Source organism: Pacificispira spongiicola, from assembly GCF_012926505.1.
GTDB lineage: Bacteria > Pseudomonadota > Alphaproteobacteria > UBA8366 > Aestuariispiraceae > Pacificispira > Pacificispira spongiicola.
The window spans coordinates 395,915-421,707 of the sequence record NZ_JABBNT010000004.1 but is presented as its reverse complement, the minus strand read 5'-3'; the positions used below and the strand labels follow the sequence as shown (position 1 = coordinate 421,707).

Annotated in this window: 27 protein-coding genes and 1 tRNA gene; 17 read left to right on the top strand and 11 right to left on the bottom strand. The window is 61.1% G+C overall.

The annotated features are described in order from the left end of the window. Positions 1–147: 147 nt before the first annotated feature. The 8 genes from HH303_RS15040 (at position 148) to HH303_RS15005 (ending at position 6,445) form a co-directional block, all read left to right on the top strand. Positions 148–1,122 (top strand): GlxA family transcriptional regulator, encoded by a 975-nt coding sequence (locus HH303_RS15040; protein ID WP_169626190.1) that lies wholly within the window; start codon positions 148–150, stop codon positions 1,120–1,122. A gap of 45 nt (positions 1,123–1,167) precedes the next feature. Further along, the gene (locus tag HH303_RS15035; protein WP_169626189.1) at positions 1,168–1,761 is read left to right on the top strand and encodes a DJ-1/PfpI family protein; all 594 of its coding nucleotides are present in this window, start codon (positions 1,168–1,170) and stop codon (positions 1,759–1,761) included. 82 nt (positions 1,762–1,843) lie between these two features. Beyond that, entirely contained in the window at positions 1,844–2,278 is a 435-nt protein-coding gene (locus tag HH303_RS15030) for an HPr kinase/phosphorylase (protein WP_169626188.1), read from the top strand. Further along, positions 2,275–3,162, top strand: coding sequence for an RNase adapter RapZ (gene rapZ, locus HH303_RS15025; protein ID WP_169626187.1), 888 nt, complete (start codon positions 2,275–2,277; stop codon positions 3,160–3,162). Before HH303_RS15030 ends, rapZ begins: the two co-directional genes overlap by 4 nt. Before the next feature lie 45 nt (positions 3,163–3,207). Next, entirely contained in the window at positions 3,208–3,603 is a 396-nt protein-coding gene (locus HH303_RS15020) for a PTS sugar transporter subunit IIA (protein WP_169626186.1), read from the top strand. Between the two features lies 1 nt (position 3,604). Further along, positions 3,605–3,874 carry an HPr family phosphocarrier protein gene (locus HH303_RS15015; RefSeq protein ID WP_169626185.1) on the top strand — a complete coding sequence of 90 codons (270 nt, stop codon included), beginning with the start codon at positions 3,605–3,607 and terminating at the stop codon, positions 3,872–3,874. Between the two features lie 6 nt (positions 3,875–3,880). Then, on the top strand, positions 3,881–5,653 hold the full coding sequence (gene ptsP, locus HH303_RS15010; protein WP_169626184.1) for a phosphoenolpyruvate--protein phosphotransferase: 1,773 nt from the start codon (positions 3,881–3,883) through the stop codon (positions 5,651–5,653). Between the two features lie 216 nt (positions 5,654–5,869). Continuing rightward, entirely contained in the window at positions 5,870–6,445 is a 576-nt protein-coding gene (locus tag HH303_RS15005) for a hypothetical protein (RefSeq protein ID WP_169626183.1), read from the top strand. A gap of 68 nt (positions 6,446–6,513) precedes the next feature. Here HH303_RS15005 and kynU read toward each other — a convergent pair whose 3' ends face one another. After that, the gene (gene kynU / locus HH303_RS15000) at positions 6,514–7,773 is read right to left on the bottom strand and encodes a kynureninase (RefSeq protein WP_169626182.1); all 1,260 of its coding nucleotides are present in this window, start codon (positions 7,771–7,773) and stop codon (positions 6,514–6,516) included. Positions 7,774–7,786: 13 nt separating this feature from the next. Then, positions 7,787–12,664 (bottom strand): NAD-glutamate dehydrogenase, encoded by a 4,878-nt coding sequence (locus HH303_RS14995; RefSeq protein WP_169626181.1) that lies wholly within the window; start codon positions 12,662–12,664, stop codon positions 7,787–7,789. A 209-nt stretch (positions 12,665–12,873) separates the two neighbouring features. On the opposite strand from HH303_RS14995, the gene HH303_RS14990 reads away from it, so the two are divergent. Next, positions 12,874–13,185 (top strand): hypothetical protein, encoded by a 312-nt coding sequence (locus tag HH303_RS14990; protein ID WP_169626180.1) that lies wholly within the window; start codon positions 12,874–12,876, stop codon positions 13,183–13,185. A 3-nt stretch (positions 13,186–13,188) separates the two neighbouring features. On the opposite strand, the gene HH303_RS14985 is transcribed toward HH303_RS14990, so the two are convergent. The 4 genes from HH303_RS14985 to HH303_RS14970 all read right to left on the bottom strand — a co-directional run bounded on the left by HH303_RS14985 (position 13,189) and on the right by HH303_RS14970 (position 15,624). Continuing rightward, complete coding sequence (locus HH303_RS14985) at positions 13,189–13,698, bottom strand: Hpt domain-containing protein (protein ID WP_169626179.1); 510 nt, start codon at positions 13,696–13,698, stop codon at positions 13,189–13,191. Positions 13,699–13,701: 3 nt separating this feature from the next. Next, a complete protein-coding gene (locus tag HH303_RS14980; RefSeq protein WP_169626178.1) occupies positions 13,702–14,232 on the bottom strand; it encodes a response regulator in 531 nt (176 codons plus the stop codon). Positions 14,233–14,393: 161 nt separating this feature from the next. Next, positions 14,394–15,017: a pyridoxamine 5'-phosphate oxidase family protein gene (locus HH303_RS14975; RefSeq protein WP_169626177.1), complete on the bottom strand. Its 624-nt coding sequence runs from the start codon at positions 15,015–15,017 to the stop codon at positions 14,394–14,396. Positions 15,018–15,078: 61 nt separating this feature from the next. Further along, positions 15,079–15,624 (bottom strand): carboxymuconolactone decarboxylase family protein, encoded by a 546-nt coding sequence (locus tag HH303_RS14970; protein WP_169626176.1) that lies wholly within the window; start codon positions 15,622–15,624, stop codon positions 15,079–15,081. Between the two features lie 121 nt (positions 15,625–15,745). Between HH303_RS14970 and HH303_RS14965 the strand changes: the two genes are divergently transcribed. Further along, positions 15,746–16,660 (top strand): LysR family transcriptional regulator, encoded by a 915-nt coding sequence (locus tag HH303_RS14965; protein ID WP_169626175.1) that lies wholly within the window; start codon positions 15,746–15,748, stop codon positions 16,658–16,660. A gap of 94 nt (positions 16,661–16,754) precedes the next feature. After that, a complete protein-coding gene (locus tag HH303_RS14960) occupies positions 16,755–17,915 on the top strand; it encodes a sensor histidine kinase (RefSeq protein WP_169626174.1) in 1,161 nt (386 codons plus the stop codon). 51 nt (positions 17,916–17,966) lie between these two features. Here the strand turns inward: HH303_RS14960 and HH303_RS14955 are convergent. After that, a tRNA-Gly gene (locus tag HH303_RS14955) sits at positions 17,967–18,041 on the bottom strand. A 209-nt stretch (positions 18,042–18,250) separates the two neighbouring features. Here HH303_RS14955 and HH303_RS14950 point away from each other — a divergent pair. From HH303_RS14950 to HH303_RS14930, 5 genes are all read left to right on the top strand, one after another. After that, on the top strand, positions 18,251–18,763 hold the full coding sequence (locus HH303_RS14950) for a prolyl-tRNA synthetase associated domain-containing protein (RefSeq protein WP_169626173.1): 513 nt from the start codon (positions 18,251–18,253) through the stop codon (positions 18,761–18,763). Between the two features lie 119 nt (positions 18,764–18,882). After that, entirely contained in the window at positions 18,883–19,803 is a 921-nt protein-coding gene (locus HH303_RS14945) for a thioredoxin family protein (RefSeq protein ID WP_169626172.1), read from the top strand. 99 nt (positions 19,804–19,902) lie between these two features. Continuing rightward, a complete protein-coding gene (locus tag HH303_RS14940) occupies positions 19,903–20,562 on the top strand; it encodes an LON peptidase substrate-binding domain-containing protein (RefSeq protein WP_169626171.1) in 660 nt (219 codons plus the stop codon). Positions 20,563–20,585: 23 nt separating this feature from the next. Further along, positions 20,586–20,813, top strand: coding sequence for a Trm112 family protein (locus HH303_RS14935; RefSeq protein WP_169626170.1), 228 nt, complete (start codon positions 20,586–20,588; stop codon positions 20,811–20,813). Positions 20,814–20,817: 4 nt separating this feature from the next. Beyond that, on the top strand, positions 20,818–21,207 hold the full coding sequence (locus HH303_RS14930; protein WP_169626169.1) for a gamma-butyrobetaine hydroxylase-like domain-containing protein: 390 nt from the start codon (positions 20,818–20,820) through the stop codon (positions 21,205–21,207). 30 nt (positions 21,208–21,237) lie between these two features. Here HH303_RS14930 and HH303_RS14925 read toward each other — a convergent pair whose 3' ends face one another. From HH303_RS14925 to HH303_RS14910, 4 genes are all read right to left on the bottom strand, one after another. Beyond that, positions 21,238–21,765, bottom strand: coding sequence for a GNAT family N-acetyltransferase (locus HH303_RS14925; protein WP_169626168.1), 528 nt, complete (start codon positions 21,763–21,765; stop codon positions 21,238–21,240). A gap of 37 nt (positions 21,766–21,802) precedes the next feature. Further along, positions 21,803–23,476, bottom strand: a complete 1,674-nt coding sequence (locus HH303_RS14920; RefSeq protein WP_169626167.1) for a heparinase II/III family protein — start codon at positions 23,474–23,476, stop codon at positions 21,803–21,805. A 22-nt stretch (positions 23,477–23,498) separates the two neighbouring features. After that, a complete protein-coding gene (rpe, locus tag HH303_RS14915) occupies positions 23,499–24,164 on the bottom strand; it encodes a ribulose-phosphate 3-epimerase (RefSeq protein WP_169626166.1) in 666 nt (221 codons plus the stop codon). Between the two features lie 84 nt (positions 24,165–24,248). After that, positions 24,249–24,620: a VOC family protein gene (locus HH303_RS14910; protein WP_169626165.1), complete on the bottom strand. Its 372-nt coding sequence runs from the start codon at positions 24,618–24,620 to the stop codon at positions 24,249–24,251. 102 nt (positions 24,621–24,722) lie between these two features. Between HH303_RS14910 and HH303_RS14905 the strand changes: the two genes are divergently transcribed. Beyond that, positions 24,723–25,787 (top strand): threonine aldolase family protein, encoded by a 1,065-nt coding sequence (locus HH303_RS14905; RefSeq protein ID WP_169626164.1) that lies wholly within the window; start codon positions 24,723–24,725, stop codon positions 25,785–25,787. Positions 25,788–25,793: the final 6 nt, after the last annotated feature.

Sequence of the window (25,793 nt, the reverse complement as noted above, 5' to 3'; positions counted from 1 at the left end):
CAACCGCGATAGGCGGCCGCCGGCTCCCCCTCCGGCGGCCGCCGCTTCTTTGGGCCTCTCGTTTTTGGCGCAATTCGTCGGTTTATTGGCCTTTGCGCCAAGCAACATCCACGGCAGACTCGCGGTCTGATTGATCGAGGGTGCTTCATGCCGACCAAGACCATTGCCTTTATCGTCTTCAGCGATTTTCAGATACTTGATCTGACCGGCCCACTTGAGACGTTCAGCATCGCGAACTGCTTCGGCGGCGACTATGAAACCGTCATGCTCTCGACCGAGGCGGGGCTGATTCAGTCGTCGAATGGTTTGTCCGTCGGCCCCGCGCGAGCGCTAGCGGATATCGATCCTGGCCGGTTCGACACCATTCTGACCGTCGGTGGGCGCGGTACGTTCAATCAGCGCGGCAATACCGCCCTCACGGCCTGGCTGGCCCGTGCGGCAGGCCGGACACGGCGGATCGGCTCTGTCTGTACCGGTGCATTCCTTCTAGCCGAAGCCGGACTTCTAGCCGGACGGCGCGCCACCACGCATTGGGAAAGCGCCGAACGATTGGCCCGCGACTTTCCCGACATTTCCGTTGTTCCTGACGCCATCTTTCAGGAAGACACGGGAATTTGGACCAGCGCGGGCGTGACGGCGGGCATGGACATGGCGCTGGCACTGATCGAGACGGATCACGGCCGCGACACAGCATTGGCAACGGCACGCGAACTCGTGCTCTTTCTCAAACGACCCGGCGGTCAATCTCAATTCTCCGCGGAACTGATGGCGCAACAACAGGCACCCTCAAGATTCACCGAGCTACAGCGCTGGATTTTCGACAACCTGAATGACCGGTTGACCGTGGAAAACCTAGCCGACCGTGCCGGGATGAGCCGCCGAAGCTTCCAGCGCCATTTCACGGAAAGTTTCGGTATGACGCCCGCGCGCTTCGTGGAACGCGCCAGAATCGACGCCGCGCGGCGCGACCTTGAGGCGGGCGACGGAAGCCTGGACCGGATTGCCGTCGCAAGAGGTTTCGGTGACGCAGAACATATGCGCCGCGCCTTCTTGCGCATATTGCACCTCTCCCCGGCCGATTACCGCGACCGTTTTCAAGCGACCCGGCGACCGGCTGCCTGACCAACCGGAAGTACGTTACCCCGCATCGGAAAGGAGACCGCTTTCATGAGCGTTACTTACGGCATTCTGCTTTTTGAAGATTTTGAGGAACTGGACGCTATCGGCCCCTGGGAAGTCTTCGGCATGGCCGCCGAAGAAAAGCCCGGCGACCGGTTGATCTGCATCTCTCGAGACGGGCAACCTGTTCGGGCGCGCAAAGGACTACGCGTGATCCCCGATTACAGCTTCGCCAATTGTCCGCCTCTCGACGTATTGCTGGTTCCTGGCGGAGACGGGTCGAAACTATTGGTTGACGACAAAGAAGTATTGTCCTGGATCGCGGAACGAGGCGCAGCGGCGACATGGGCAACCAGCGTCTGCACCGGGGCACGGCTGATGATTAAATCCGGTTTGGCAAAGGGTAAAAGAGTGACGACGCATTGGTCCGCCATTGATCCGATCCGAAGCTGGGGCGAGACGGACGTTTTATCCGGGCCGCGCTTTGTCCGGGACGGAAAACTCGTCACCGCCGCCGGCGTTTCCGCCGGAATCGACATGGCGCTGTGGATCGTCGGGCAACTGTATGATCCCGATTTCGCGCGCACAGTTCAGCATGAAATGGAATACAATCCGGCACCTCCCTATACAGCAGAAATTTGAACCGCCGTTCCAGCGGCGCCCATTCGGATCGGATTGACAGGATCGATGCTGCACCGCACCTTCCTTGACGGGAGGAAGGTGCATGCCATCGATACATGCGACCACCGTAGCGATAGATGATAGGGGCGTGCTGTTGACTGGCCCTTCCGGATCCGGAAAATCGGATCTGGCGCTGCGTTTGATCGAGGCAGGCGCCGAGCTTGTCGCGGACGATCGGACCAGCATTGAGGAGTCGAACGGCGCTCTTCTGGCCAGCGCGCCCGCGCCGCTCGTCGGGCTGCTGGAGGTGCGCGGGGTCGGCCTTATTCAATTGCCGCACCGCGACCATGTCCCGGTGGCCTTGGTCGTCGATCTGGACCCGGCAAGCGGTCCGGTGCCGAGACTACCGGAAGAGTCACAAAGCCGGGTTTTGAACGGTGTCTCTCTGCCCTGTTTGCGGTTGAACCCGTTCGAGGCCTCAGCCCCGACGAAGGTGCGCGCCGCCCTCACATATGGATTGGGAGTTCGAACCGGATGACGGCGATACGTCAGGATATCGACCTTGTCTTGGTCACCGGCATGTCCGGCGCGGGCCGGTCGACGGCGCTGGCGGTATTGGAAGATATCGGCTTCGAAGCCGTCGATAATTTGCCGCTCAGCTTCCTGCCGCGACTGGCGCAATCCCTGCGTGACGACCCCGGTGCGAAGCCGGTCGCCATCGGCGTCGATATCCGCAGCCGCGATTTCGGCGTCGGGCCGCTGCTGGACGAAATCGAAACGCTGAAGACCGATACCGACCTGAAGGTCACGACCCTGTTCCTGGATTGCAGCGACGACGATCTGCTGCGTCGGTTCACGGAAACTCGGCGCAAGCACCCATTGGCGGACGACCGTCCCGTTGCGGACGGCATCCGCCTGGAACGCCGGGCGATCGCGCCCCTATCGGAACGCGCCGATATCCTGATGGATACCAGCGGCATGACCATCTGGGACTTCAAACAGCGTTTGACGTCGCTGGTCGGCAGCGGCGGCCCGGTCGTCGGGACCGCGATCACGGTCATGTCCTTTTCCTATCGCAAGGGGTTGCCGCGAGAGGCGGATATGGTCCTGGACGTGCGGTTCCTGACGAACCCGCATTACGACCCGGATCTGCGCGACAAGACCGGCCTGGACGCCCAGGTCGGCGCGGCCATCGCCGCGGACCCGGACAGCACCGGCTTTCTGGAAGACATGCAGGCGCTGTTGAACCGTACCCTGCCCCGGCAGGCGGCGGAGGGGAAAAGCTACTTCACCATTGCCTTCGGCTGTACCGGCGGCAAACATCGATCCGTCTATATGGCGGAAAGATTGGCGGATTGGCTGGAGCAATCGGGCAGACGGGTTTACCGTTATCACCGGGACATGCCAAAACCGACTTCCTGACGGGAAGTCGCGCCGTCCCAGGAGAGGCAGGAGAGAGAAACGCGCATGATCGGATTGGTCCTCGTTACCCATGGCGGGCTCGCCAAGGAGTTCGTGTCCGCGATGGAACATGTTGTCGGCAAGCAGGACGGCGTCACCGCGATCTGCATCGGCCCCGATGACGATATGGAACGGCGGCGGGTCGATATTCTGGAGGCAGTCAAGGGTGTGGATACCGGCGACGGGGTCGTCCTTCTGACCGATATGTTCGGCGGGACGCCGTCCAATCTGGCGATATCCGTCATGGATCAGGCGAAGGTGGAAGTCATCGCCGGGCTGAACCTGCCCATGCTGATCAAACTGTCGAAGGTGCGTGGCACTCTTCCCCTGGACGAAGCCGTGGCCCAGGCCCAGGAAGCAGGCACGAAATATATCAATATCGCCAGCAAGCTTCTGGGGTAACATGTCGGTTCGGACGCTTACCATTTGCAACATGCGCGGGTTGCATGCGCGCGCCGCCGCGAAATTCGTGCAGACGGCGGAAAAGTTCGATGCCCATGTGGAGGTCAGCCGCGACGGCCAGACCGTAACGGGCACATCGATCATGGGATTGATGATGCTGGCCGCCGCAAAGGGAACGACGATCGACGTTTCCGCCTCCGGCCCGGACGCCGACGCCGCCCTGAGCGAAATCACCGATCTGGTGGAAGCCGGATTTCACGAGGAAGAATAGGTCATTATGACAGCCGGACGTGACCAGAACCGCGATCAGGAAGTCCTGACCGGGATCGGGGTCTCCCCGGGGATCGCGTTCGGACGGGCGTCGCGCATCGACCGGGGCGGCTTTTCCATCCCGGATACCCTCGTTGAAGAGGCGGAGCGCGATGATGAGGTCGAACGCCTGGAAAAGGCGGTTCGGAAAAGCCGCCGTCAGATTCTCGCCCTGAAACGCATCCGGCGGCGCATGTCGGACGCGGTCGCCGACGAATTGGCCGACATCCTGGAAGCCCATGCGCAGATGCTGGGCGAGACACGCCTCGTGCGCGGCGCGCGCGACCGGATCCGCAGCGACGGCCTGACTGCCGCCGCCGCGATGAAACGAGAAAGCGATACGCTGATCGACGGGTTCCAGGCCATGGACAACCGTTACCTCGCCGCCCGTGCGGACGATATCCGGGAGGTCGCGCACCGCGTGTTACGCAACCTGACGGCGGAACCCAAAAACGCCTTCGCGGAGGCCGCCCATGGCGCGATCCTGATCGCGGAAGCCATTTCCCCCGCCGATACGGCCCTGATGCGTCCCGACCGTGTTCCCGGTTTTGTCGCCGTCCAAGGCGGTGCACAGGGTCACACGGCCATCTTGGCACGCTCACTCGGTATTCCGGCGGTGTTGGGAATCGGCGCCGATGCGATGAATATCCCGGCGGGCACGCCGGTCATCCTGGACGGTCAGGAAGGCCTGTTGATCGTCAATCCCGAACCCGCCACGGAATCCCGGTATCGGGAAAAACTGGCGGCCCAGGAACGGGAACGGCGGCGGCTGGAAGCCCTGATCGGCGAACCGGCGGCGACGCGCGACGGTGTTTCCGTCCGGTTGGAGGCCAACCTGGAACTCCCGGGCGAGGCGGAAACCGCGATGCGTAACGGCGCCGACGGGGTCGGTTTGTTCCGCACCGAATTCCTGTTCATGAACCGCGACGACGCGCCGTCGGAAGACGAACAATACGAGGTCCTGGCCGCCGTCGTCAGCGCAATGAAGGGACGGCCGGTCACGATCCGCACGATCGATGTCGGCGGCGAGAAACTATCCTACGCGCTGGGCAATGATATCGGGACCAGCGCGAATCCGGCCTTGGGACTGCGGGCGATCCGATTGTCCCTGAAACGCCCGAAGCTTCTGGAAACGCAATTATGTGCGATTCTGCGGGCGTCGGCTCTGGGTCCGGTCCGTATCCTATTGCCGATGATCACCACCGCGCAGGAAGTCCGAAAGGTTCGCGACATCATGACGCGGATGATCCGCCGACTGCGCCGACGCGGCGTCGAATTACCGGAAACGCCGCCGCCCCTGGGCGTGATGATAGAGGTGCCGGGGGCCGCCCTCGCCGCCGACGCCTTGGCACAGGTCAGCGACTTTTTCGCACTGGGCACCAACGATCTGACCCAATATACACTGGCGATCGACCGCAGCGACGATCAGGTCGCACATCTTTATAATCCGCTGCATCCAGGCGTTCTACGCCTGATGGATTTCACCATACAGGCCGCCCTGCGTGCCCGTATTCCCGTTTCCGTTTGCGGCGAAATCGCGGGCGACCCAGCGCTTACAGCGCTTTTGCTGGGACTGGGCGTCCGCGATCTGTCGATGGCCGCGACAGCCTTGTTGCGGGTGAAGCAGCGACTGCGTCAGATCGAATTCACCTCCGCCGCCGCCCGCGCGCGCATGGTTTTGGAAAGTCACGACGCCGTCCGTACCCGGATGCTTTTGGAAGACCTGAACGGTCTGGTCTGAACCGAAAAAGTTGCTCCACGAATCTTTGCGGCAAAACCGATTCGCGCGCCCCCGGACTCACTCTCGCTAACTCCTTGATCCGGCGGGAGGGAAAGGAAGCCCTTGCGGGGCTTTGCACGATTTCGCTACACTCCCGCCACATTTCAACGGACGGGTGGTGATCGTCGGCGCGTCGCGGTGCGTCGCCCACTGCCCCAGCAGAAGAGGCGGTTCAGCATGTCCTTCGGAAAAGGGTCCAAAAGCGTTTCGCGTGCCTTGCGCGCCGGTGCTGTCGGTATGGTTTTGACAGCGGCGGTGTCGATTTCCGGTGTCGCGCAGGCTTGCCTGGGCGTGGTTGCCCCGGAACATACGCTCGCCCTGTCCGTGCGGACGTTGCAATCGGATTTGATGGTTGCCGCCCTGTCCTGCAACGACCGCGACCGGTACAACGCCTTCGCGGTTCAGTATCGCGGCAAGCTGCAGAAATACGGCGGCGAGTTGAAAGCCTATTTCAAGAAACTGCACGGCGCTTCCGCCACCCGCGAAATCAACACCTACGTGACCGATCTCGCGAACTACGCCGCCGTCCGGCATGCCCAGGACCGCAATGCTTTCTGCGGCGGGGCGGAAAGCGCCTTCCGCGCCTTGCTGATCGACAAGGAACCGAATCTGAAGCGCATCGCGCTGGCCTATGCCATGCGCGTGTCGCCGTCGCTGAAGCAGGAAATCACGCTGGCCGCCGCCGAAACCGGCTGCGATGTCGTGGCCCAGGGCACCACGGTCGCCGCGGGTGGCGTGACGATCCTGGAATAAATCCGGGGTTACAGGTTTCCGATCAGGGCGGCCGTTAGGCCGCCCTTTTCATTTCAGGTCCCGCCACTTCAGGTAACCGCAGCCCTGACCTTGAATTCCGGGCGGTCCCAGGCTTTCGTTCGCAAAATATCCGATAGAATTTTCGCCGCATCCACGATCATCGCATATTGCAGATACAGCGGCGCGAAACCGAATCGGATGACGTCCGGCGCCCGGAAATCACCGACCACACCCTGCGCGATCAGGGCCTGCATCACGGCGTATCCTTCCGCGTGACGGAAAGATACCTGCGCCCCCCGAACCGATGCATCGCACGGGCTGGCAAGCGTCACCCCCTGCCCGTCACACAGCGTTTCCACCGCCTCGATAAACAAATCGCCCAGGGCGGACGACTTCGCCTGTACCGACGCCATGTCGATATCGCCATAGGCATCCAGCGCCGTTTCCAGCGCCGACAGTGCCAGGACGGATGGTGTACCAACGAGAAAGCGATCCACACCTTCGGCGGGCCGATAGTCCGGGGTGAAGGCGAAAGGGGCGGCATGCCCCATCCACCCCGCCAGCATCGGCATCGCGTTCCAGTGCCGCCGCGCCACATAGAGGAAGGCAGGCGCCCCCGGCCCGCCATTTAGGAATTTGTAACCGCAGCCAACGGCAAAATCGGCACCATCCGCGTCCAGCGCGACGGAAAACGCACCCGCACTATGCGCCAAATCCCAAATGGCCAGCGCCCCGGCGTCGTGAATACGCGCGCTGACCGATTTCATATCCAGTTTCCGACCCGTCCGGTAATCCACCTGGGTCAGCAACACGGCGGCGACTGTGTCGTCCAAGGCCGCGTCCAGATCGGTTGCCGCGTCATCAATCAGGCGAAGCTCGTATCCATCCCCCAACCCGGCCAGCAACTGTTGCGTCACGTACAGGTCGGTCGGGAAATTGCCGCGTTCTGACACGACAACCCTTCGGGCGGGTCGCAGCGGCAGGGCCGCCGACAAAACCTTGAACACATTGATCGACGTGGAGTCGCAAGCCCGGACACTAGCCGACTCAGCTCCGACGACCGCTGCAATCTTCGCCCCGACCCGGCTGCTCAACTCCATCCACCGGTTCTTGTTCCAGGAGGTGATGAGGTCGACGCCCCATTCCTGCCCGGCGACGCGGGTCAGACGATCCACGACGCCGTGCGGCGGCGGCCCCAACGAGTTGCCGTCCAGATAAATCATCGCGCGCGGCAAATCGAAAAGGCAGGCCCGTTCGGCCAAACCGTCTTCAAGGTCCAACTGTTCCGCCTTCGCGCGCAAGGCGCGGAGGATATCCGACTGATCCATGAGCCCTACCGTGTTATGCCGCGAAAAGATTGCGCAATTCGCGGTTCATGACGGCCAGCATGGCGAGGTCCAACTGCGGCAGGGCGCGCAATTCGCCCAGCAGCCCGTCCAACCGCTCCACGGTTTCGGCCCGCAAGGCGCACCATTCGTCAACCGCATCGGCACCGGTCCCGACGCGGGCCAGAACGCGCCCGGCGATTTCGAACTGAAGCCCCCAAAGGTCGTCGATGATGGCGCTAAGCGCGAGGCGGTGCCATTGATTGTCCGACGGAATTCGGTTCGCGGCGGACCGCAGCCAGTCCAGGCCATAGCGTGATCCGACAGCGGAATAGATCCGCCCGACATCGGCGACCGGCGCTTCCGCCTGGCCCGCCAACCGGACCACGTCGCAGGCCGACGACAGCACCTTCAATTGTGCCACCTGCAAGGCCAGTTCCGCCGGAACGCCCTTGCCGGAGAACCGTTCCAACCGCTTCTGCACATCCGCCTTCGCGAAATCGGACAGGATATCGTCCAACTGATCCTGAAGCGTCGCAACGCCCGGCTGGAAGGTTTCGATGCTGCCCTTGATATCGATCGGATGTTCGGAATTGCGCAGGAACCATTCGGTCATGCGCTCAATCGTCCGTTCGGTTTCACGCAGCATCCGGATTTGGATCTTGGCTTCCGCCTTGTTGTCCAGTTCCTCGATGCCTTCCCACAGGGCGCGCAGACCGAACACGTCACGCACGACGGTATAGGCACGGGCGACTTCCGCCGGATCCATGCCGGTACGCTGATGCATTTCGTTGACGAAATTCGGCCCCGTCCGATTGATCATCGAATTGGTCACCGCCGTGGCGATGATTTCCCGGCGCAGACGGTGGCTGCGGATATTGGCCGCGAACTTCTTTTGCAGCGGTTCCGGGAAATACCGGAACAGGTCCGGCTCCAGCATCGGATCGTCCGGCAATTGGGAGTCCAGCAAATCCCGGTAAGTAATGTTCTTCGCATAGGCCAGGATGACCGCCAGTTCCGGGCGGCACAGCCCTTCTTTCTTCTGCATGCGTTCGGCGATTTCCTCATCGTCCGGCAGAAATTCCAGGCGGCGGTTCAAATCGCCGGACCGTTCCATCGACCGGATCAAACGCTGATGCCGATCCAACAGCGATTCCGCCTGGGACAGTTCGACAGACAGGGACTGTGTCTGCTGATAGTTGTCACGCAGCACCAGACGGCCGACCTCGTCCGTCATTTCCTCCAGCAGGGAATTGCGCTGCTTTTCCGTCATGTCGCCGCGTTGCACGACATCGCCCAGAAGGATTTTGATATTCACTTCATGGTCGGAACAATCGACGCCGGCCGAATTGTCGATCGCGTCGGTATTGATGCGCCCGCCCTTACGCGCGAATTCGATCCGCGCGCGATGCGTGACGCCCAAATTGGCCCCCTCACCCACGACTTTGCAATTCAGTTCCGCCCCATCGACGCGCAGGGCCTCGTTCGCCCGGTCGCCGACATCCGCATGGCTTTCGTCGCTATGTTTCACATAGGTGCCGATCCCGCCGAACCACAACAGATCGACCGGCATTTTCAACGCGGCCTTGATCACCTGACTGGGCGGCAAGCTGTCTTCCGTAACGCCCAGCAGCTTCTTGATTTCCGGCGTCAGTTTGATCGACTTGGCGGACCGTTCGAAAATCCCGCCGCCCTTGGAAATCAGGGAGGTATCGTATTCATTCCACCCCTTCACCGCCTCGAACAGACGCTTGCGTTCCTTGAAGGTCGCGGCGGCGTCCGGGGTCGGGTCGATAAAGATATGCAGATGGTTGAACGCGACCTGCAGGCGGATGTGCTCGCTCAACAACATACCGTTGCCGAACACATCTCCACCCATATCGCCGACACCGACGACGGTGAAATCTTCCGTCTGGATGTCGCGGCCCATCTCGCGGAAATGGCGCTTCACCGCCTCCCATCCACCACGGGCCGTGATGCCCATCTTCTTGTGGTCGTATCCTTCCGAACCGCCCGATGCGAAAGCGTCGCCCAGCCAGAACCCGTATTTAATGGAAATCGCGTTGGCGAAGTCGGAGAAGGTCGCCGTCCCCTTATCCGCCGCCACAACCAAATAGGGATCGTCATCGTCCCGGCGCACCACGCGTTCCGGCGGCACGACACCGCCCGATACCAGATTGTCGGTGATGTCCAACATGCCGGAAATGAACAGCTGATAGCAGGCGATACCTTCTTCCAGGAAGGCCTTGCGGTCCGAAGACGGCGGCGCTTTCTTCAAGACGAAGCCGCCTTTCGACCCGACAGGCACGATCACCGCGTTCTTCACCTGCTGCGCCTTCACGAGGCCCAGAACCTCCGTGCGGAAATCCTCCCGCCGGTCGGACCAGCGCAGCCCGCCGCGCGCAACAAGGCCGAAACGCAAATGCACGGCCTCGAATCGGGCGGAATAGACGAATATTTCGCGCAATGGCGCGGGCTGCGGAATTTCCACGATATCCCGGCTGGACAGCTTTAGGGACAGGTACGACTTCGGCTGTCCGTCGGCGCCGGGCTGATAGAAGTTGGTCCGCAAGGTGCATTGGATGACGTTCAGGAACCGGCGCAGGATGCGGTCTTCATCCAGGTTGCTGACCGCATCCAGCGCGGTCTCGATCTTATCGACGCAAAGTTTCGCCCCGGCCGACCGATCGTCCTTGTAGTCGGGGTCCAACTGGACCGCGAACAGTTTCGTCAGGCAGCGCGCGATTTCCGGATTTTTGGCGAGCGTATCGGCCATGTAATCCTGCGAGAAGGGAATCGCGGCCTGACGCAGATATTTCGAATAGGCCCGGCAGATCACGACATCGCGCCAGGACAGTCCCGCCGACAGGACCAGCCGATTGAAGCCGTCGTTTTCAACCTCCCCGGCCAGAATGCGCATGAAGCAGTCGTGGAAGACCTGCCGCACGGCCTGGAAATCGATATCCTCGCCATCGCGGCTTTCCATGGCGAAATCGTGCATGTAGACGGAATCTATTTGCGCGGCTTCGACCTGCGCGCGGACCGCGCCGGGGCCCGTATTCGACGATTTCGGATGAATTTCGTACAGCAGCTCTTCCATCACCATGACGCCCATATTTTCCAGCATGGGCATCACCGCCGACAGGATCAGCGAGCGGTGGGGACTGTAAATCTTGAAGCGCAGTTGATGCGCACCGGCCTCGATCGGATGATAGAGATTGACCTCGGGCGTGCCGGAGCGAAGCGCCCTTTCGATCTGTTCGATATCGAAGCACGCGGTCTGAGTATTGAAATCCGTCGTATAGGCATGCGGGAAGGCTTCCCGATATCGGTAATAGAGACCGATCCCCCGTTCCTCGCCCAGCTTTTCCACCAGCGTTTGGCGCAGACGGTCTTCCCAAGTTCGCGTTTCTTCCGCCAGACGGGTTTCCAGTTCCTTGCGGTCGACCTCCGGCACTTTGCCCGGCTGGGTCTTCACGATGAACTGCACGCGAGTCAGCGGTTCATCGGTCATGAAGGTATAGTGGGCGGCAATCGTTCCGTTGTATTCGCGGGCGATCCGGTCGCCGATCTGATGACGCAGGGAGGACGAGAAGCGGTCGCGCGGCACATAGACCAGCGCGGAGACATAGCGTTGGAACGCGTCGTTGCGGATGAAGACCGCAATCTTCTGACGTTCCTGCAGATAAAGGATACCGCTGGAAATATCGATCAGGGTTTCCAGCGAAATCTGGAACAACTCATCCCGCGGGTAGGTTTCCAGGACATGCATCAGTGCCTTGGACGAATGACCGCCCGGTTCGAACCCGAAGGCCGCGACGCAGGCATTGACCTTGTGCCGCAGCAACGGGATTTCAGTCGGCGACTGGTTATAGGCGACGGAGGTCAGCAATCCGATGAACAGACGTTCGCCCGTGACATTGCCGTCCTTGTCGAATTTCTTAATCGCGATCGTGTCCATATGAACGCGGCGGTGCACGGTCGACCGGTTGTTCGCCTTGGTGATGCGCACCAGATCGGGGAGGCGCATATGGGCCTGGATTTCGACCGGCATGTCGCCCAGATTCCGCAAGCCTTCGAACACCTGTCGTTCGGTGTCGCGCAGAATGCCCAACCCACTGTCGGATACGATTTCCAGCTTCGCCTTCTTACCGGTTCCGACATAGTCGACGTCGCGATAGCCCATGAAGGTAAAATGGTCGTCATGCAGCCATTGCAAGAAGGCCTTGGTTTCCTCGACAGTGTTCTTGTCGATGCCTTTGGGTGGGGTCTTGTCCAGTTCCTTTTTGATCTGAAGGCTGATCTCCCGCATCGGTCGCCAGTCTTCGACGCAGGATCGAACGTCCTCCAAAACACCGTGCAGACCGTCTTCGATCGCCTTCAAAACCTCCGGCGCGGATTGTTCGTCCACTTCGACATGGATGAAGCTTTCCTTCGGCATCTTGGAAACATCGGCGTCGGAATCCGGGAAGTTCTTCGCCTTGCCCTTGGCATCGCGTTCCACGCCGAATACCGGATGGACGAGGACATGCACGGTATACATCTGCCGCGACAGTTCCATCGTCACGCTGTCGACGATGAAGGGCATGTCGTCGTTGACGATTTCGATCACGGTATGAGGAGAATGCCAGCCGTGGTTTTCGAAACGCGGATTATACGCGCGTATCTTGGGCTTGCCGGGCGTGCGCTCCATACCGAAGCCCCACATCGACATCGCCGCACCATACAGGTCTTCGGCCTCCCGCTCGCAGATGTCTTCCGGCGCCGCATTGCGATAGTAATGCGAGGCGAAGACATGCGCCGCTTCCCGCTGTTCCGACTTGATCCTGGCGTCAATCAGCGCGTGGACCTGTTCGAGCAGTTCGCTCTTACGGGCATCGATACGATCCGGCATCCCGAGGCTCTCCCGATATTATGCTGGGCTGGCCGAAAACGCGGCCCCGCCGTGAAGATCAATGATATCGACCTGCGGGCACGCTTCAGCCGCCGTTGTTGTTGTCACAATAGTTCAGCTAAATGTCTGTCGCCATAGGCAATTTGGCGGGCATATTTTAAGTTTCCGTGTAACGCGGTATACCGTCGTTACATGACAAGGGGGCTATCATGTCGGCAAGCGCAGGGGACTTATCGGAATCCGTAGAGTTCGGAGGATCGCCGCGGGGGAACGGCGGGCGTGTCTGGCAAGGCAACGGCCATGGCCTCGACGCGCGCTATCGGTTGCCGTGGTTCGGCGGCCCCATCTATATCCGGGTCGTTCTTGGGCGGGAGCGCCGTCCGAAATCCCGGCATAAGGAAGAAGCGTCGCTGAATGTCCGGCGCAGCATTCTGACCGTCCTGCTGTTTATCGTGGGCGCGTGTCTTCTTTATTCCGCCGCCGGGATCGCCCTTTTGCTGATGAGTTCGGTCCTGGCCTGACCCTCAGAGCTTTTCGCGTTGAACCGCTTGTTCCAGTGCCTCGGCAACGGCATGGGCGGTGGAATCGGCGTCCGCATTCTTGCCTTCCTTCATGACGATATGCAGCGCCTTGAGGTGCTGCTCCACCAAATCGGGGCGTAACGGGCGATCCGGGTTGCGTTCGATCAGGTAGCCGCAGAAGGACGATCCGATCCGTGTCACCAGCGGATAGCCCAGGGTCGTCCCCTGGCCACGCAGGTTGTGAATACGGCGGAACAGCTTATCCAGGGTCTCCGACGATTTGGAGACCATGTAATCCGCCATCAATTCATCCAGCGCCGCCAGTTCCTCCGCCAGCAAACCGTCAAATTCATCGGCAATGCGGGCCAGAGCCTCTTCCGCCCGTTGCAGGGCGTCGTTCGTCTTGATGCCGCCGACGACCGGCACCTTTTCCGAAAGTGGGCGCGGCATCAGGACTTCCACGTCCGACCGTCGGAAGGGACGGCCGTCTTTCCGGTCTTCTGAATCGGTCATCGTTTAGGATACCCCCACACGGGTGGGTTTCGGCTTGTACTTGGTACGCCGTTCCGGCCCCTTGTACCGGTCGCCGACCACGCGGCGCCGATCCGGCCCGAAATACCGATTGTCGCGGACACGGATAAACGGGCGGGGCTGTTCGACCATGTTGATCAGTCGGGCCAGCAACGCCTTGGCCGAAACCGGCTTCGCCAGGAATTCCGTGATGCCCATATTCCGCGCCTGCAACACGCGACGACGTTCGGCATAGCCGGTCAGCATGATGATACCGACATAGGGACAGGGACTTTCATCGCGGTCGCGCAGCAGGCTGACCAGTTCCGGCCCGCCGCCGCCGTCCATGTCCCAATCGGAAATGACGATATCCGGGCCGAACTCCTTCGCCCGATGGAACGCGTCATAGCCGGAATAGGCAGTCGCAATGTTCCGCACGCCGAATGCTTCCAGCATTTGCGAAACAACCCGTGTCATGAAGCGGCTGTCATCGACCACAAGGACGCGCAGGTAACTGAAATCGTACTGTTTAGACATAAAGGACGCGGACTCCCTACCCCTGGGCCGATCCCAATCGCAAAATATTTCCGCATCATAATCCGCAAATTCGGAAATGAGAATGCCGACAACCGCGTGTCTTCCCCTCAAAAAACACACGGCATGCGGCATTATCGGGCAGGATACCGAGGGGGCTGCGGCTAATGCTGGTCCGCCTGCCTCGCACGCAGTTCCGCATTCTCCGCTTCCAGTTGTTGAATACGGTGCCGCAGGTTGACGATCGCGGTGGCGACCTCTCGTTCCGGATAGCGTGGCGTGATGTGCTGACTGCAATTCCAGTCGAATGCCTCCAGCCGCAGTTTGAATATCCGTTCGACCTTCGCCCGGTAATCCGGATCGATGAAACGCGCCGTCAATTCCGGATCCTGATCCGGCGTCAATGCTTGCCCGGTCGCATAAATTTTTAAACGGGCCCGCCGGGCATAATCCATCAGGAACAGGCAGACCCTGCCGTTTGTCGTCAGATTGCCCTGACTTATATATTGGCGATTGCCCCGAAAATTCGGGAAGGCCAGCGTGCGGTCGTCGACCACCTTCAGGAAGCCGGGCTGGCCGCCCCGGTGCTGGACATAGGGCCAACCGGTCTCCGACACGCTCGCCATATAAAAGCTGTCCTGTTCCGCGATGAAGGCTTTCTCATTTTCCGTGAAGCGGTCGAAACGGCGATCGCCGCCGAAAGTGCTCCACAGATGATCCGCCCCCATTTCAGACTGCGCGGCCCGGACGCCGGGCGTGATCGCGATATCCAAAAAACCGTAAGGCATGAACTGTCTCCCTAACAGAAAGGGCGAAGCCGGGGCCAATCGGGCCCCGGCTTCGTCTATATTAAGCCGCTTCCGCACGGCGAACGACCGGGAAGTCGATGTCGGTCTGGACGACTTCGTTCAGGAAGTTCGTGAAGGTGTTTTCCGCCACCAGCGCGACAATCTCCACGATCTGGCCGTCGGAATAACCGGCATTGCGCACGGCCGCGATATCCGCATCACCGACATGGCCGCGTTCCCGCGCTATCTTGGCGGCGAAGCTGACGGCGGCGTGGGCTTTCGGATCGCCGGAACCGCCCTTGCGGTTCAGTGCGATTTCGGCGGCATCGATTTTCGCCAGGTTGAGGCCCAGATAGGTATGGGCCGACAGGCAATAATCGCAGCCGTTGACTTCGGCCACCGCCAGCGCGATCCGTTCGCGCGTCTTGAGGTCCAGCGCCTTGCCGAGCGCGCCGTTGAAGGCGGCGAACCCGTTCAGCGCGGCGGGGCTGTTGGCGAGCGCCCGGAACATGTTCGGCAGGGCACCCAATTGCTTCTGCACGGCATCCAGAGTCGGCTTGGAAGCATCCGGGGCGTCGTCACGGGACGGAAGGGAAACTCGGGTCATTTGCAATCTCCTGTTTTCGGTCGAACCGGAATTGGCTCGCTCGCCAAGAGATTTACTCTTTTTGATTTTTAAATTAATACATCCATATCGTAATATTCTTTTCCATTTTCCGGAAAGATAGATGGACCGATTGGAAGCCATGTCCCTGCTGCTGCGCGTGGTGGAAACCGGCAGCTTTTCAGCCGCCGGCAGGGCCTTGAACATCCCCGTCCCGACCATCAGCCGTAAGATTTCGGACCTGGAAGCCCTATTGGGCGCGCGGCTCCTCACCCGCACGACACGGAAACTCTCGCTGACCGATGCCGGTCTGCGCTATGTCGCCGCGGCGCGCGGCATTCTGGAAAGGGTGGAGGACGCGGAGCGCGAGGCGGCCGGCGAGTTTTCCACACCGAAGGGCGACTTGACGCTCAGCGCCCCGATCCTGTTCGGGCGCCTTCACGTGCTTCCGGTCGTCACCGACTTCCTCGCCGCCTATCCGGAAATCAACATCCGCCTATTGCTGTCCGACAGAAACGTCCATCTGATCGACGATCATGTCGATATGGCGGTTCGGATCGGGGCCTTGCCCGACAGTGGCATGGTCGCGACACGGATCGGCGCTATGCGCAAGGTGACCGTTGCCAGTCCCGACCTGATAAAAATTCATGGCATCCCGACGATCCCGGACGAACTAGCCCGCTATCCGACCGTCGTATTCGACGGTCCCCTGCCGCAATTCGATGGCGCGATTCCCGGTCAATCCCTGGCCGGTCCCGACGTCACCCAGCAAACGCCCCGTCTATCCGTCACGACCACGCAAGCGGTCGCCGACGCGGCCATTCGCGGCACCGGCATTGCGCGGCTGTTGCATTATCAGGTCGCGGATGCCGTCGATGCCGGTCAGTTGCAAATTGTGCTGGAAACCTTCGAACCGGCCCCTTTGCCGATTCATCTGATTCATGCATCTCGCGGGCAGATGCCTTTAAAACTGCGCAGTTTCCTGGACTATGCGGCCCCGCGCCTGCGCCGGGCCCTAAGCCGATTTTCGAAGAACTGAGATTTTCTTAACTATTTCCCACTAAAGTCTCTCTTGATACGCCGTCACTGATTCAGCGACGGTCCCGACAAAGTCGGAAGACTGAGATTCGTCAATGGTTCTAGATTCGAAACAAGCCGCGCGGAATGCAGCGGACGCGCTGATTTTAAGGGAATCCATTCAGGAATTCCCCGGCCCCGTCGCCGTCTATGACCACGACGACAATCTCATCGCCTGTAACGAGCTTTATAAATGGGTCCATGGCGCCGCTTTCGACACCGTTCGAGAGCGCAGCGGCAATTCCCCCATTCGCTATGAAGACCTTGTTAGAGAATCCGCGAAAAGTGTCGTCGACGCGGATGATCTGGAGGCGCATATCGCGGACCGGGTGAAGGCGCAGCGTGATGCCACCGGCCAGCCGACGGACCGGTTCTATCCCAATCGCGGATGGTTCCGCATCATCAAGGTTCGTACACCCAGCGGCGCCGTTGTCGGTTTTGCGACGAATATTACCGAGTTGAAGGAGAAGACGGCGGAGCTGGAACAGGCCCGCGCGGCAGCGGATGCGGCCAACACCGCGAAATCCGCCTTCCTTGCGAATATGAGCCATGAGCTACGGACACCGTTGAACGCGATCATCGGCCTATCGGAAGCCTTGATTTCAGGCGTCTTCGGTCCAATCGAAAACGAGAAGCACCGGGAATATATCACCGACATCCAAGACTCCGGCAATCATCTACTCGCCTTGATTTCGGATCTGCTGGACCTGGCAAAGGTCGAGGCCGGAACGTTGGACCTTTATGATGAGGAATTCGCCGTCGCCGACTTAATCAGCGATTGCGTGAATATGATGCTTCCCATCGCCGTGAAGGCAAGCATAGGTCTGACGACGCAAATGTCCGGCATTCCGTGCAGCATCTGTGCCGATTACAGAAAGCTGAAACAGGCGGTGCTGAACATTCTCGCCAACGCCATAAAGTATTCCCCAACCGGGACCGACGTTCAGATTGTCACGAAAGTCGATCACGACAGCATTCTCATTCGCGTTCAGGATCAGGGAATAGGTATCGATCTTGACGATGTCGGGCGCGTCTTCGAACCTTTTGGACGTTTGGCCGCGACGCAAAGAGATGCCCCGGACGGCGCCGGTTTGGGGCTTCCGATCGCAAAGCGTCTGGTGGAATTACATGGCGGCGCGATCAGCATCGACAGCGCGCGCGGCAAAGGCACCACCGTCGATATCAGACTTCCCAAAGGCAGAATTCGACGGTCGTAACACCGCTTCAAGCGGCGGATCCGCACCAGTTTCGATTGTTTTGAGAGAAACTGGAGCGGGCGAGGCGATTCGAACGCCCGACCCCAACCTTGGCAAGGTTGTGCTCTACCCCTGAGCTACGCCCGCATCCATGTGGCCGAACCGCGCCGTGGCGCCGCTGGCCGCGCCTCACTGCGGAGGCGGGGGGATATATACTTAACTTCGTCGGCATAGCAAGCCCGTTTTCGAAAGAAAAATGGCAGGATTGAAATTTCTTGGGCCGATGCGGGTTTTCCGCGACTTGGGAATAGGCTACCCCTCCTATCGACGAAGATGATTGCACACGGGACCCCATTATGCCGAAGACGGAAGCCGACCTTTTCGCCACATTGGACGCGCTGGGAATCGACCATCGAACGGTCGACCACGCGCCGCTCTATACCGTCGAGGACAGCCAGCGTCTGCGCGGCGAATTGGACGGACTGCATATCAAAAACCTGTTTCTGCGCGACAAGAAAAAGCGCCTGTGGCTGTGCACGGTGGAGGAAGACCGCATCGTCGACCTGAAGGCGTTGAAACAACGGCTGGGCGCGCAGGGGAATTTGAGCTTCGGCAATCCGGAATTGCTGATGGAAGTCCTAGGGGTCATTCCCGGCGCGGTCACGCCGTTCGGCGTCATCAACGATACGGACCGGCAAGTGACCATGGTTCTGGACGCGGACATCCCGACGGCGGAAACGGTGAATTGCCATCCCCTGCGCAACGATCGGACGACAGCCGTTTCCGGTGCCGGGCTGATGGCCTTCCTGAAGGATCAGGGATATGATCCCTTGCTGATCGATTTCACCGAACCTCTGACAGACGCATAAGGGCGCGCTGCGCCGCCTATTTTTCCGGGCCGGACCTTGAGTCCGGGCAGGAAAAGAACTAGATCACTGACGCTCCGGTCGGGTCCGGGCGCATTGACGACTTAAGGGAGCTAAAGATCATGGAACCCCTCATCGGACAGGCTGACGCACAGGCGGGCAGTGCCGCGATCATCGACGGTACCGACGCGACTTTCCGCGCCGATGTCATGGACGCCAGTATGGAAGTTCCGGTCATCGTCGATTTCTGGGCCCCCTGGTGCGGCCCGTGCAAGCAATTGGGCCCGGCGCTTGAAAAGGTCATCCGAAATTCGGGCGGCAAGGCCCGGCTGGTCAAGATCAATATCGACGAGAACCCGGGCATCGCCGGTCAGTTGCGCGTTCAGTCCATTCCGGCCGTTTTCGGCTTTGTCGGCGGCCGTCCGGTCGACGGTTTCGCGGGCGCCCTGCCGGAAAGCCAGATCAAGGAGTTCGTCAACCGCCTGATCCAAATGGGCGGCGGCGAGGGCGGCGACCCGATCGAAGACGCGATGGAACAGGCTGCGGCAGCGGTAGAGGCGGGCGATTACGCGACCGCCGCCGGGATCTACGGCCAAGTGCTGGAACACGACCACGAACATACGAAGGCCGCGGCCAAGTTGGTCCAGGCCTATATCAAACTGGGCGAATTGGAAGCCGCCGCCGCCGTGCTGGCGGAAATTCCGGAAGCGAAACAGCAGGACCCGGATGTGGCCTCCGCCCGCGCCGCCCTGGAACTGGCGTCCAAATCCGGCGAGGCGGAAGCCGAACTGGCCGCGCTGGAAGCCAAACTCGCCGCCAATCCGAAAGACCATCAGGCGCGCTTCGATCTGGCCGACGCCCAGGCCGCGACGGGTCGCAGTGAAGAAGCCGTCGACAACCTTCTGACCATCGTTCAGACGGATCGGGGCTGGAATGACGACGCCGCGCGCCTACAATTACTGAAAGTGTTCGAAGCACTGGGCCCGACCGACCCGGTTGTCGTGTCCGGCCGACGTCGGCTTTCGTCGCTGTTGTTCAGCTAAGAGCGAGCAGCAGCACCCGACACCTTCGAACCGGTCCGCCGGGCGTTGCTGTCGGGCCGATCCGTCGGGAAACCGTGCGCGAAGGGTGTAACGTTAGATATGAGTCAGTTCGATCCCCGTTTCGAAGATCTGCCGGCGACGATTCCGATTTTCCCGCTGGCCGGTGTGCTGCTTCTGCCGCGCGGGATCTTGCCGCTGAACGTCTTCGAACCGCGCTATCTGAACATGATCCAGGATGCACTGGCATCCGACCGGATGATCGGCATGATCCAGCCCTGCCCAACGGCGGCGGGTTGCGAACCCGCCGTTTACAAGACCGGCTGCGCGGGCCGCATCACGTGCTTTGAGGAAACGGAAGACGGGCGTTTCCTGATCAGCCTGAAAGGCATTGGTCGTTTCAAGATCGTTGAGGAATTGCCGACGGAGCATGGCTACCGACGGGTCACGCCGGACTGGGCCACGTTCAAGAACGATATCGATCCGCCGGAAGACGAGACCATCCCGCGCGAAGCCCTGTTCAAATGCCTTCAGCCTTATTTCGCCAACCAGGGGATTGAAGCAAGCTGGTTGGCGTTGCGCGAAACGCCGAATGAACGGCTGATCAATTCCCTGTCCATGATCTGCCCGTTTACCGCATCAGAGAAGCAGGCCCTGCTGGAAGCGCCTAGCCTGGCTGACCGCGCGAAGGTTCTGACCGCGCTGATCGAAATGGCTGTTCTTGACACATGCTGCGACGGCGGCGACAAACCCAAGCAATAACTCCAACCGCGAGGACACCCGCCATGGCCGAGGATACGCAGCAGACCGGACAAGATTCCACCGATGCGAAACGTCCCGGCGTGGACCGGAAGCTGCTGGAATTCCTCGTCTGCCCGGTAACGCATGCGACGCTGCGTTATGACGCGGAGGCGCAGGAACTGATCAGCGACGCCGCTGGTCTGGCCTATCCGATCCGCGACGGCATTCCGATCATGCTGCCGGAAGAAGCCCGGGAACTGAAGGCGGACTGATCCGATGGCCGCCACGGGAAACGGCGACACCTATTCGACGAAGGTCTGGCCCGTCGAAGTCCGGCATAAAAAGGACGAAAAGCGTCTGGAGATCGCCTTCGACGACGGCACGACCTTTTCCTATCCCGCCGAACTTCTGCGCGTCGAAAGCCCGTCGGCGGAAGTTCAAGGTCATGCGCCCAGCCAGAAACAGACCGTCTCCGGACGCCGCCATGTCGGCATCATGAAACTGGAGCCTGTCGGCAACTATGCCGTTCGCATCCATTTCGACGACATGCACGATACCGGCATCTTCAGTTGGCAGTATCTGTACGAACTGGGGAAGAACCAGGATGCCCGCTGGGAGGCCTATCTGAACAATCTGGACGCCAAGGGATTGAGCCGCGATCCGTGACATCCGTTCCGCCGAACGCAGCGGTTCACGTTATCCCTGCGGCAGGCGGTAAACGGCCACGTCACGCCCGCATGTCGGATCAACGGTCTTGCAATCGAAGACCATGCCGAGCTTTTGCATGATGCGTTCCGATGCCGCGTTTCCGATCTGATAGATGCTGACGATATCGGTCAGGTGTAAGGCGCTCGTTCCATAGGACAGGGCGGCCGATGCAGCTTCGCTCGCATATCCGTTTCCCCAACAGTGCTTTGAAAACCGCCAGCCGATTTCGACGGAAGGTAGGACTTCGGGCAAGAAACCGGGCCAAGAGAAGCCCGTAAATCCGATAAACTCACCCGTTTGTTTTTGCTCAACGGCGAACAAGCCGTACCCTTTTTCAGCCCACTCCGTTTCGAACTTGATGATCGCTTTTGATGCCTGTTCCGCGGTGCGCGTTGAACCGTTGCCGATATACCGCATCACCGCGGGATCGGCGCAAATTTCCGCGAAGGGCGCGTAATCCTTATCAAGCCACCGCCGCAGCAGGAGGCGGTCGGTTTCAACGGCGTGCCGCGCCATTTTGCAAGTCCCATCAATCGCATTCGGGAACAGGGCCCTAGCGTTTGCTTTCCCGTTGCAACGCCCATTTGATCGCCGATCCGTCGGGGCCGGTCACACCCGTTATCAGGATCTGCTGGGTGCGTTTGGAATCTTGCGGGCCGCCCAGATAAACGCTGTCGGTGAGCGACATGCTGCCGCCCGCCGCACGGAAGCGCCAGCCCGACCCGTTCGGCGTCTTCAACAGCGCCGACGATTGGTTTGCCAGCAACGACACCTGAACCTTCGGATGCAGATGGAAACGCAGGGTGAAGGGATGCCCCTCCCCGCCTTCCAGACGATCCTCGCCGCGCAGGTCCGATCCTTCCGACGCCAGATAGACGCGGCGCGTATGGGTCAGGCCGAACGGCTTCTTATAGCCGTCATGGGACATTTCGATCCAGACGGCGCCGTCCGCTTCGTTCCGTTCCACGACCGTGCTGGCCCGGCGGCGACCGATGCGCCCGTCCGGTCCGATCTCGTCGGCATTCGTGTCTTCCACACCCAGGGTCGAATGGGCCGCCGTGCTGCGCTGGGCACGGGCCCAATCGCCTTCCGCCACGCGCGACGCCCCGCAATTCACGATCAGGCGTTCCGTGCCGTAGCTGACCTCCATCGCCAGCGGCGCGGCATGCGCCAGGGAATCGTAAGGCGCGTTCGGCGGTGCCCCGGCATCGATCAGGACGTTCAGTTTTCCGGCGATCAACCGTTCGAAACCGCCATGCGGGCAGCGGATCGGGGCGCGACCCCGCGCATCCGCCTGCCCAAGAAGGCTGTCGATTTCTTCCGCGTCGCCTTCGCGGCTGTCATGAAACAAGGCAAGCTTCCCGTCGCCATGCCGGAAGAACCGCAGCACCGGGGCCATACGGTCGATGGCCGTGACCAGCCCCAGGGGCACTTCCTGATGCAGTTCCTGAAACAAATCACGCAGGCCGACGGTGTCGCGCATCGCCTCAAACTGCATGCGCGGGCTGCGCGTCGCGTGGCACCCGTCCGGCAGGATCGAAAAGGACAATTCGCGTTCCAGCGCCGCGACCGCTTTCGGCAGCCGAGATTCAAACGCCGTCAACATCAGGCTGCCCTGCACCAGCCCGATCAATCCGCTGAGCCGATCCCGCCCGGCGCCTTCGATCCCTGCGACGAAACCCAGATGCCGGATATGCCGTCCCAGGGCATCCATCAAACGGTTCTTCAAATCGAAACTCGCACCGTCCGTCAGCAAGCGCCAATGGTACAGCCAGGCCCGGACGCGTCGGCCGGTCACCCCCGCCGACCAGGCGATCGGATCGCTGGCCGGCTTCCGGACGGCATCGGCGGCCAACCAGGCGGCCAGCAGCGATTGGGCAGTTTGTTCAGCATCTTCGCCCCCTGCGGCGGCCAGATCGCGCAGCCATTCGAAACTGTGCGCCGCGCGCAACCAGACCTGCGACGCGCCGTCCACCGTCCAGGGATTGTCGGCGGCCGTCAGGGTAACCCCGTCGAACACCAATCTGCCGGAGATAATCGACCGCCCGATCGCCGGGTCGCCGGGCCAGGGGTCGCTTGCCGTCCGCATGGGCGCACCGGGCCTGGGCCCGCCGATCAGCGACCCGTAAAAGCCCAGGAACCGGGCCAATCTGGCAAAGCGATAGCGCAATTCCGTCCCCATGGGGTTGTTCGGAACAAAACCGGACGAGACCGATGCGGTGGGCATGGTCAGTTACCGTTCCCCACCGTCACGCACCCCGCAGCCGGGTCATATTCGCGGCATAGGCCGACGGCCCGCCGGTAAAGGTCGCGGTCCCCGCTACAAGGACGTCCGCGCCCGCAGCGATGGCCTTCGGCGCCGTTTCGAAATTGATGCCGCCGTCGACTTCCAAATCGATGTCCCGGCCCGTCGCGTCGATCATCCCGCGCAGGGTCGCGATCTTTTCCAATTGCGTCTCGATGAAGCTCTGCCCGCCGAAGCCGGGGTTCACCGACATGACCAAGATCAGGTCGACCAGATCCATGACCGGTTCCACCGCCGTCACCGGCGTCGCCGGATTCAGGACGACGCCCGCCTTCTTTCCCAAGCCACGGATAGTCTGAAGCGTGCGGTGCAGATGCGGCCCGGCTTCCGGATGGACAGACAAGATATCCGCCCCCGCCGCCGCGAAATCTTCCAGATAGGGATCGACCGGCGCGATCATCAGATGCACGTCGAAGACCTTTTTGGAATGGGGGCGGAGCGCCTTCACAACCCCCGGGCCGATGGTGATATTGGGGACGAAATGGCCGTCCATCACGTCGATATGGATGAAATCCGCGCCCGCAGCGTCGATCGCCCGCACTTCCGCGCCCAATTCGGCAAAATCGGCGGACAGGATGGACGGCGCGATACGGATGTCTTTCTGGGCCACGGACCGGACTTTCAGGAAATTTACGTGTTCCCTTACCTAGTCCCGGATTCGGCGATTCGCAACCTGCCTGCCGAAATACCGCTGTCAATCCGGTGTCGGATATTGGACCAGGGTCAGGACATTTCCGTCGGGATCGAAGAAATGCGCCAGCGCCCCGCCCCAGGGCTGGATTTCTGGGCGGCCGTCGAACTGAACCTTCCGCGCCTGCAATTCGGCGAAGGCCTTTCGGATATCCTGAACGGCGAAGGAAATGCCGGTGAATCGACCGACCATTTCTTCCTCATCCGCATCGTCCGGCAGAACCCGTTCCAGCATCAGCTTCACCGTGCCGGATTGAAAGATCGCGCAGTCTTCGTCCTGAAAGGCGGGTTCGTTGCCCAGAACGTCGGTATAGAACGGGATCGACTTCTTCAGGTCGAACACGAACAGTCGGATCGTATCGATGGTACCGAGCATATGTCTTTCCCTTAACCGGTATTCGGGTCGCCGCGCGTTGTATTTGACATAGGATGGCCCGCGGCTCAACGATCCCCGTTCTGAAAGTATGGGGGAACCGTCATGGCCGGCAGCACGCAACACAGCAAAATCCGCATCGACCTGTTCAGCGACACCAAGACCCGGCCCTCGCCGGCCATGATCCAGGCCATGTCGCAGGCCGAAGTCGGCGACGAGCAGGCATTGGAAGACCCGACGACGCTGGCGTTGGAAAACCGCGCCGCCGCGCTGTTGGGGAAGGAAGCGGCCCTGTTTCTGCCGTCCGGCACCTTGTGCAACCAGATCGCCATTCAAATCCACTGCCGTCCCGGCGATGCGGTGCTGGCGGACAAGACATCCCACATCATCGGGTTCGAAGGCGGCGGCGCGGGGGCGACGGCGGGGGCAAATATACTGCCCCTCGACGGGGATCGCGGCGTATATACCGTGGACCAAGCCTGCGCCGCCCTGCCCGCGCCGGGCAATCGCTATGCCCCGCGTGTCACGTTATTGGAGGTCGAACAAACCGCCAATCTGGGCGGCGGCACCGTCTGGGCCGTGGACCGCATCGACGCCTTGGGGGAACTGGCGCAGGAACGCGGTCTCGCGCTGCATATCGACGGGGCACGGCTGATGAATGCGGTCGCGGCGACCAATGTTTCCGCCGCGCGCTTCGCCCGGGCGGCGGACAGCGTCTGGCTGGACCTGTCCAAGGGGCTGGGCTGCCCGGTCGGGGCGGTGCTGGCCGGGTCGAAAGACTTCATCGCGGAGGCCTGGCGGATCAAGCAGCGCATGGGCGGCGCGCTGCGACAGTCCGGCTATCTGGCCGCCGCCGGTCTCTATGCCTTCGACAACAACCTGGACCGGCTGGCAGACGACAATGCCAATGCGAAGCTCTTCGCGGACGGGATCGCGGACCTGCCCGGCATCGACCTGGACCCAGCGACGGTGCAGACGAATATCGTCCTGTTCCATGTCACGGAGGCGGCAAAGATGAATGCCGTCGCCCTAGCGGGCGAATTGATGGAACAGGGCATCCGCATCGGCGCCTTCGGCCCGACCATGATGCGCGCCGTCACCCATCTGGACGTGACCCGCGCCGGGGTGGAAGACGCCGTCGCCGCCATGCGCGCGGCTCTGTCGAAATAGGGGACG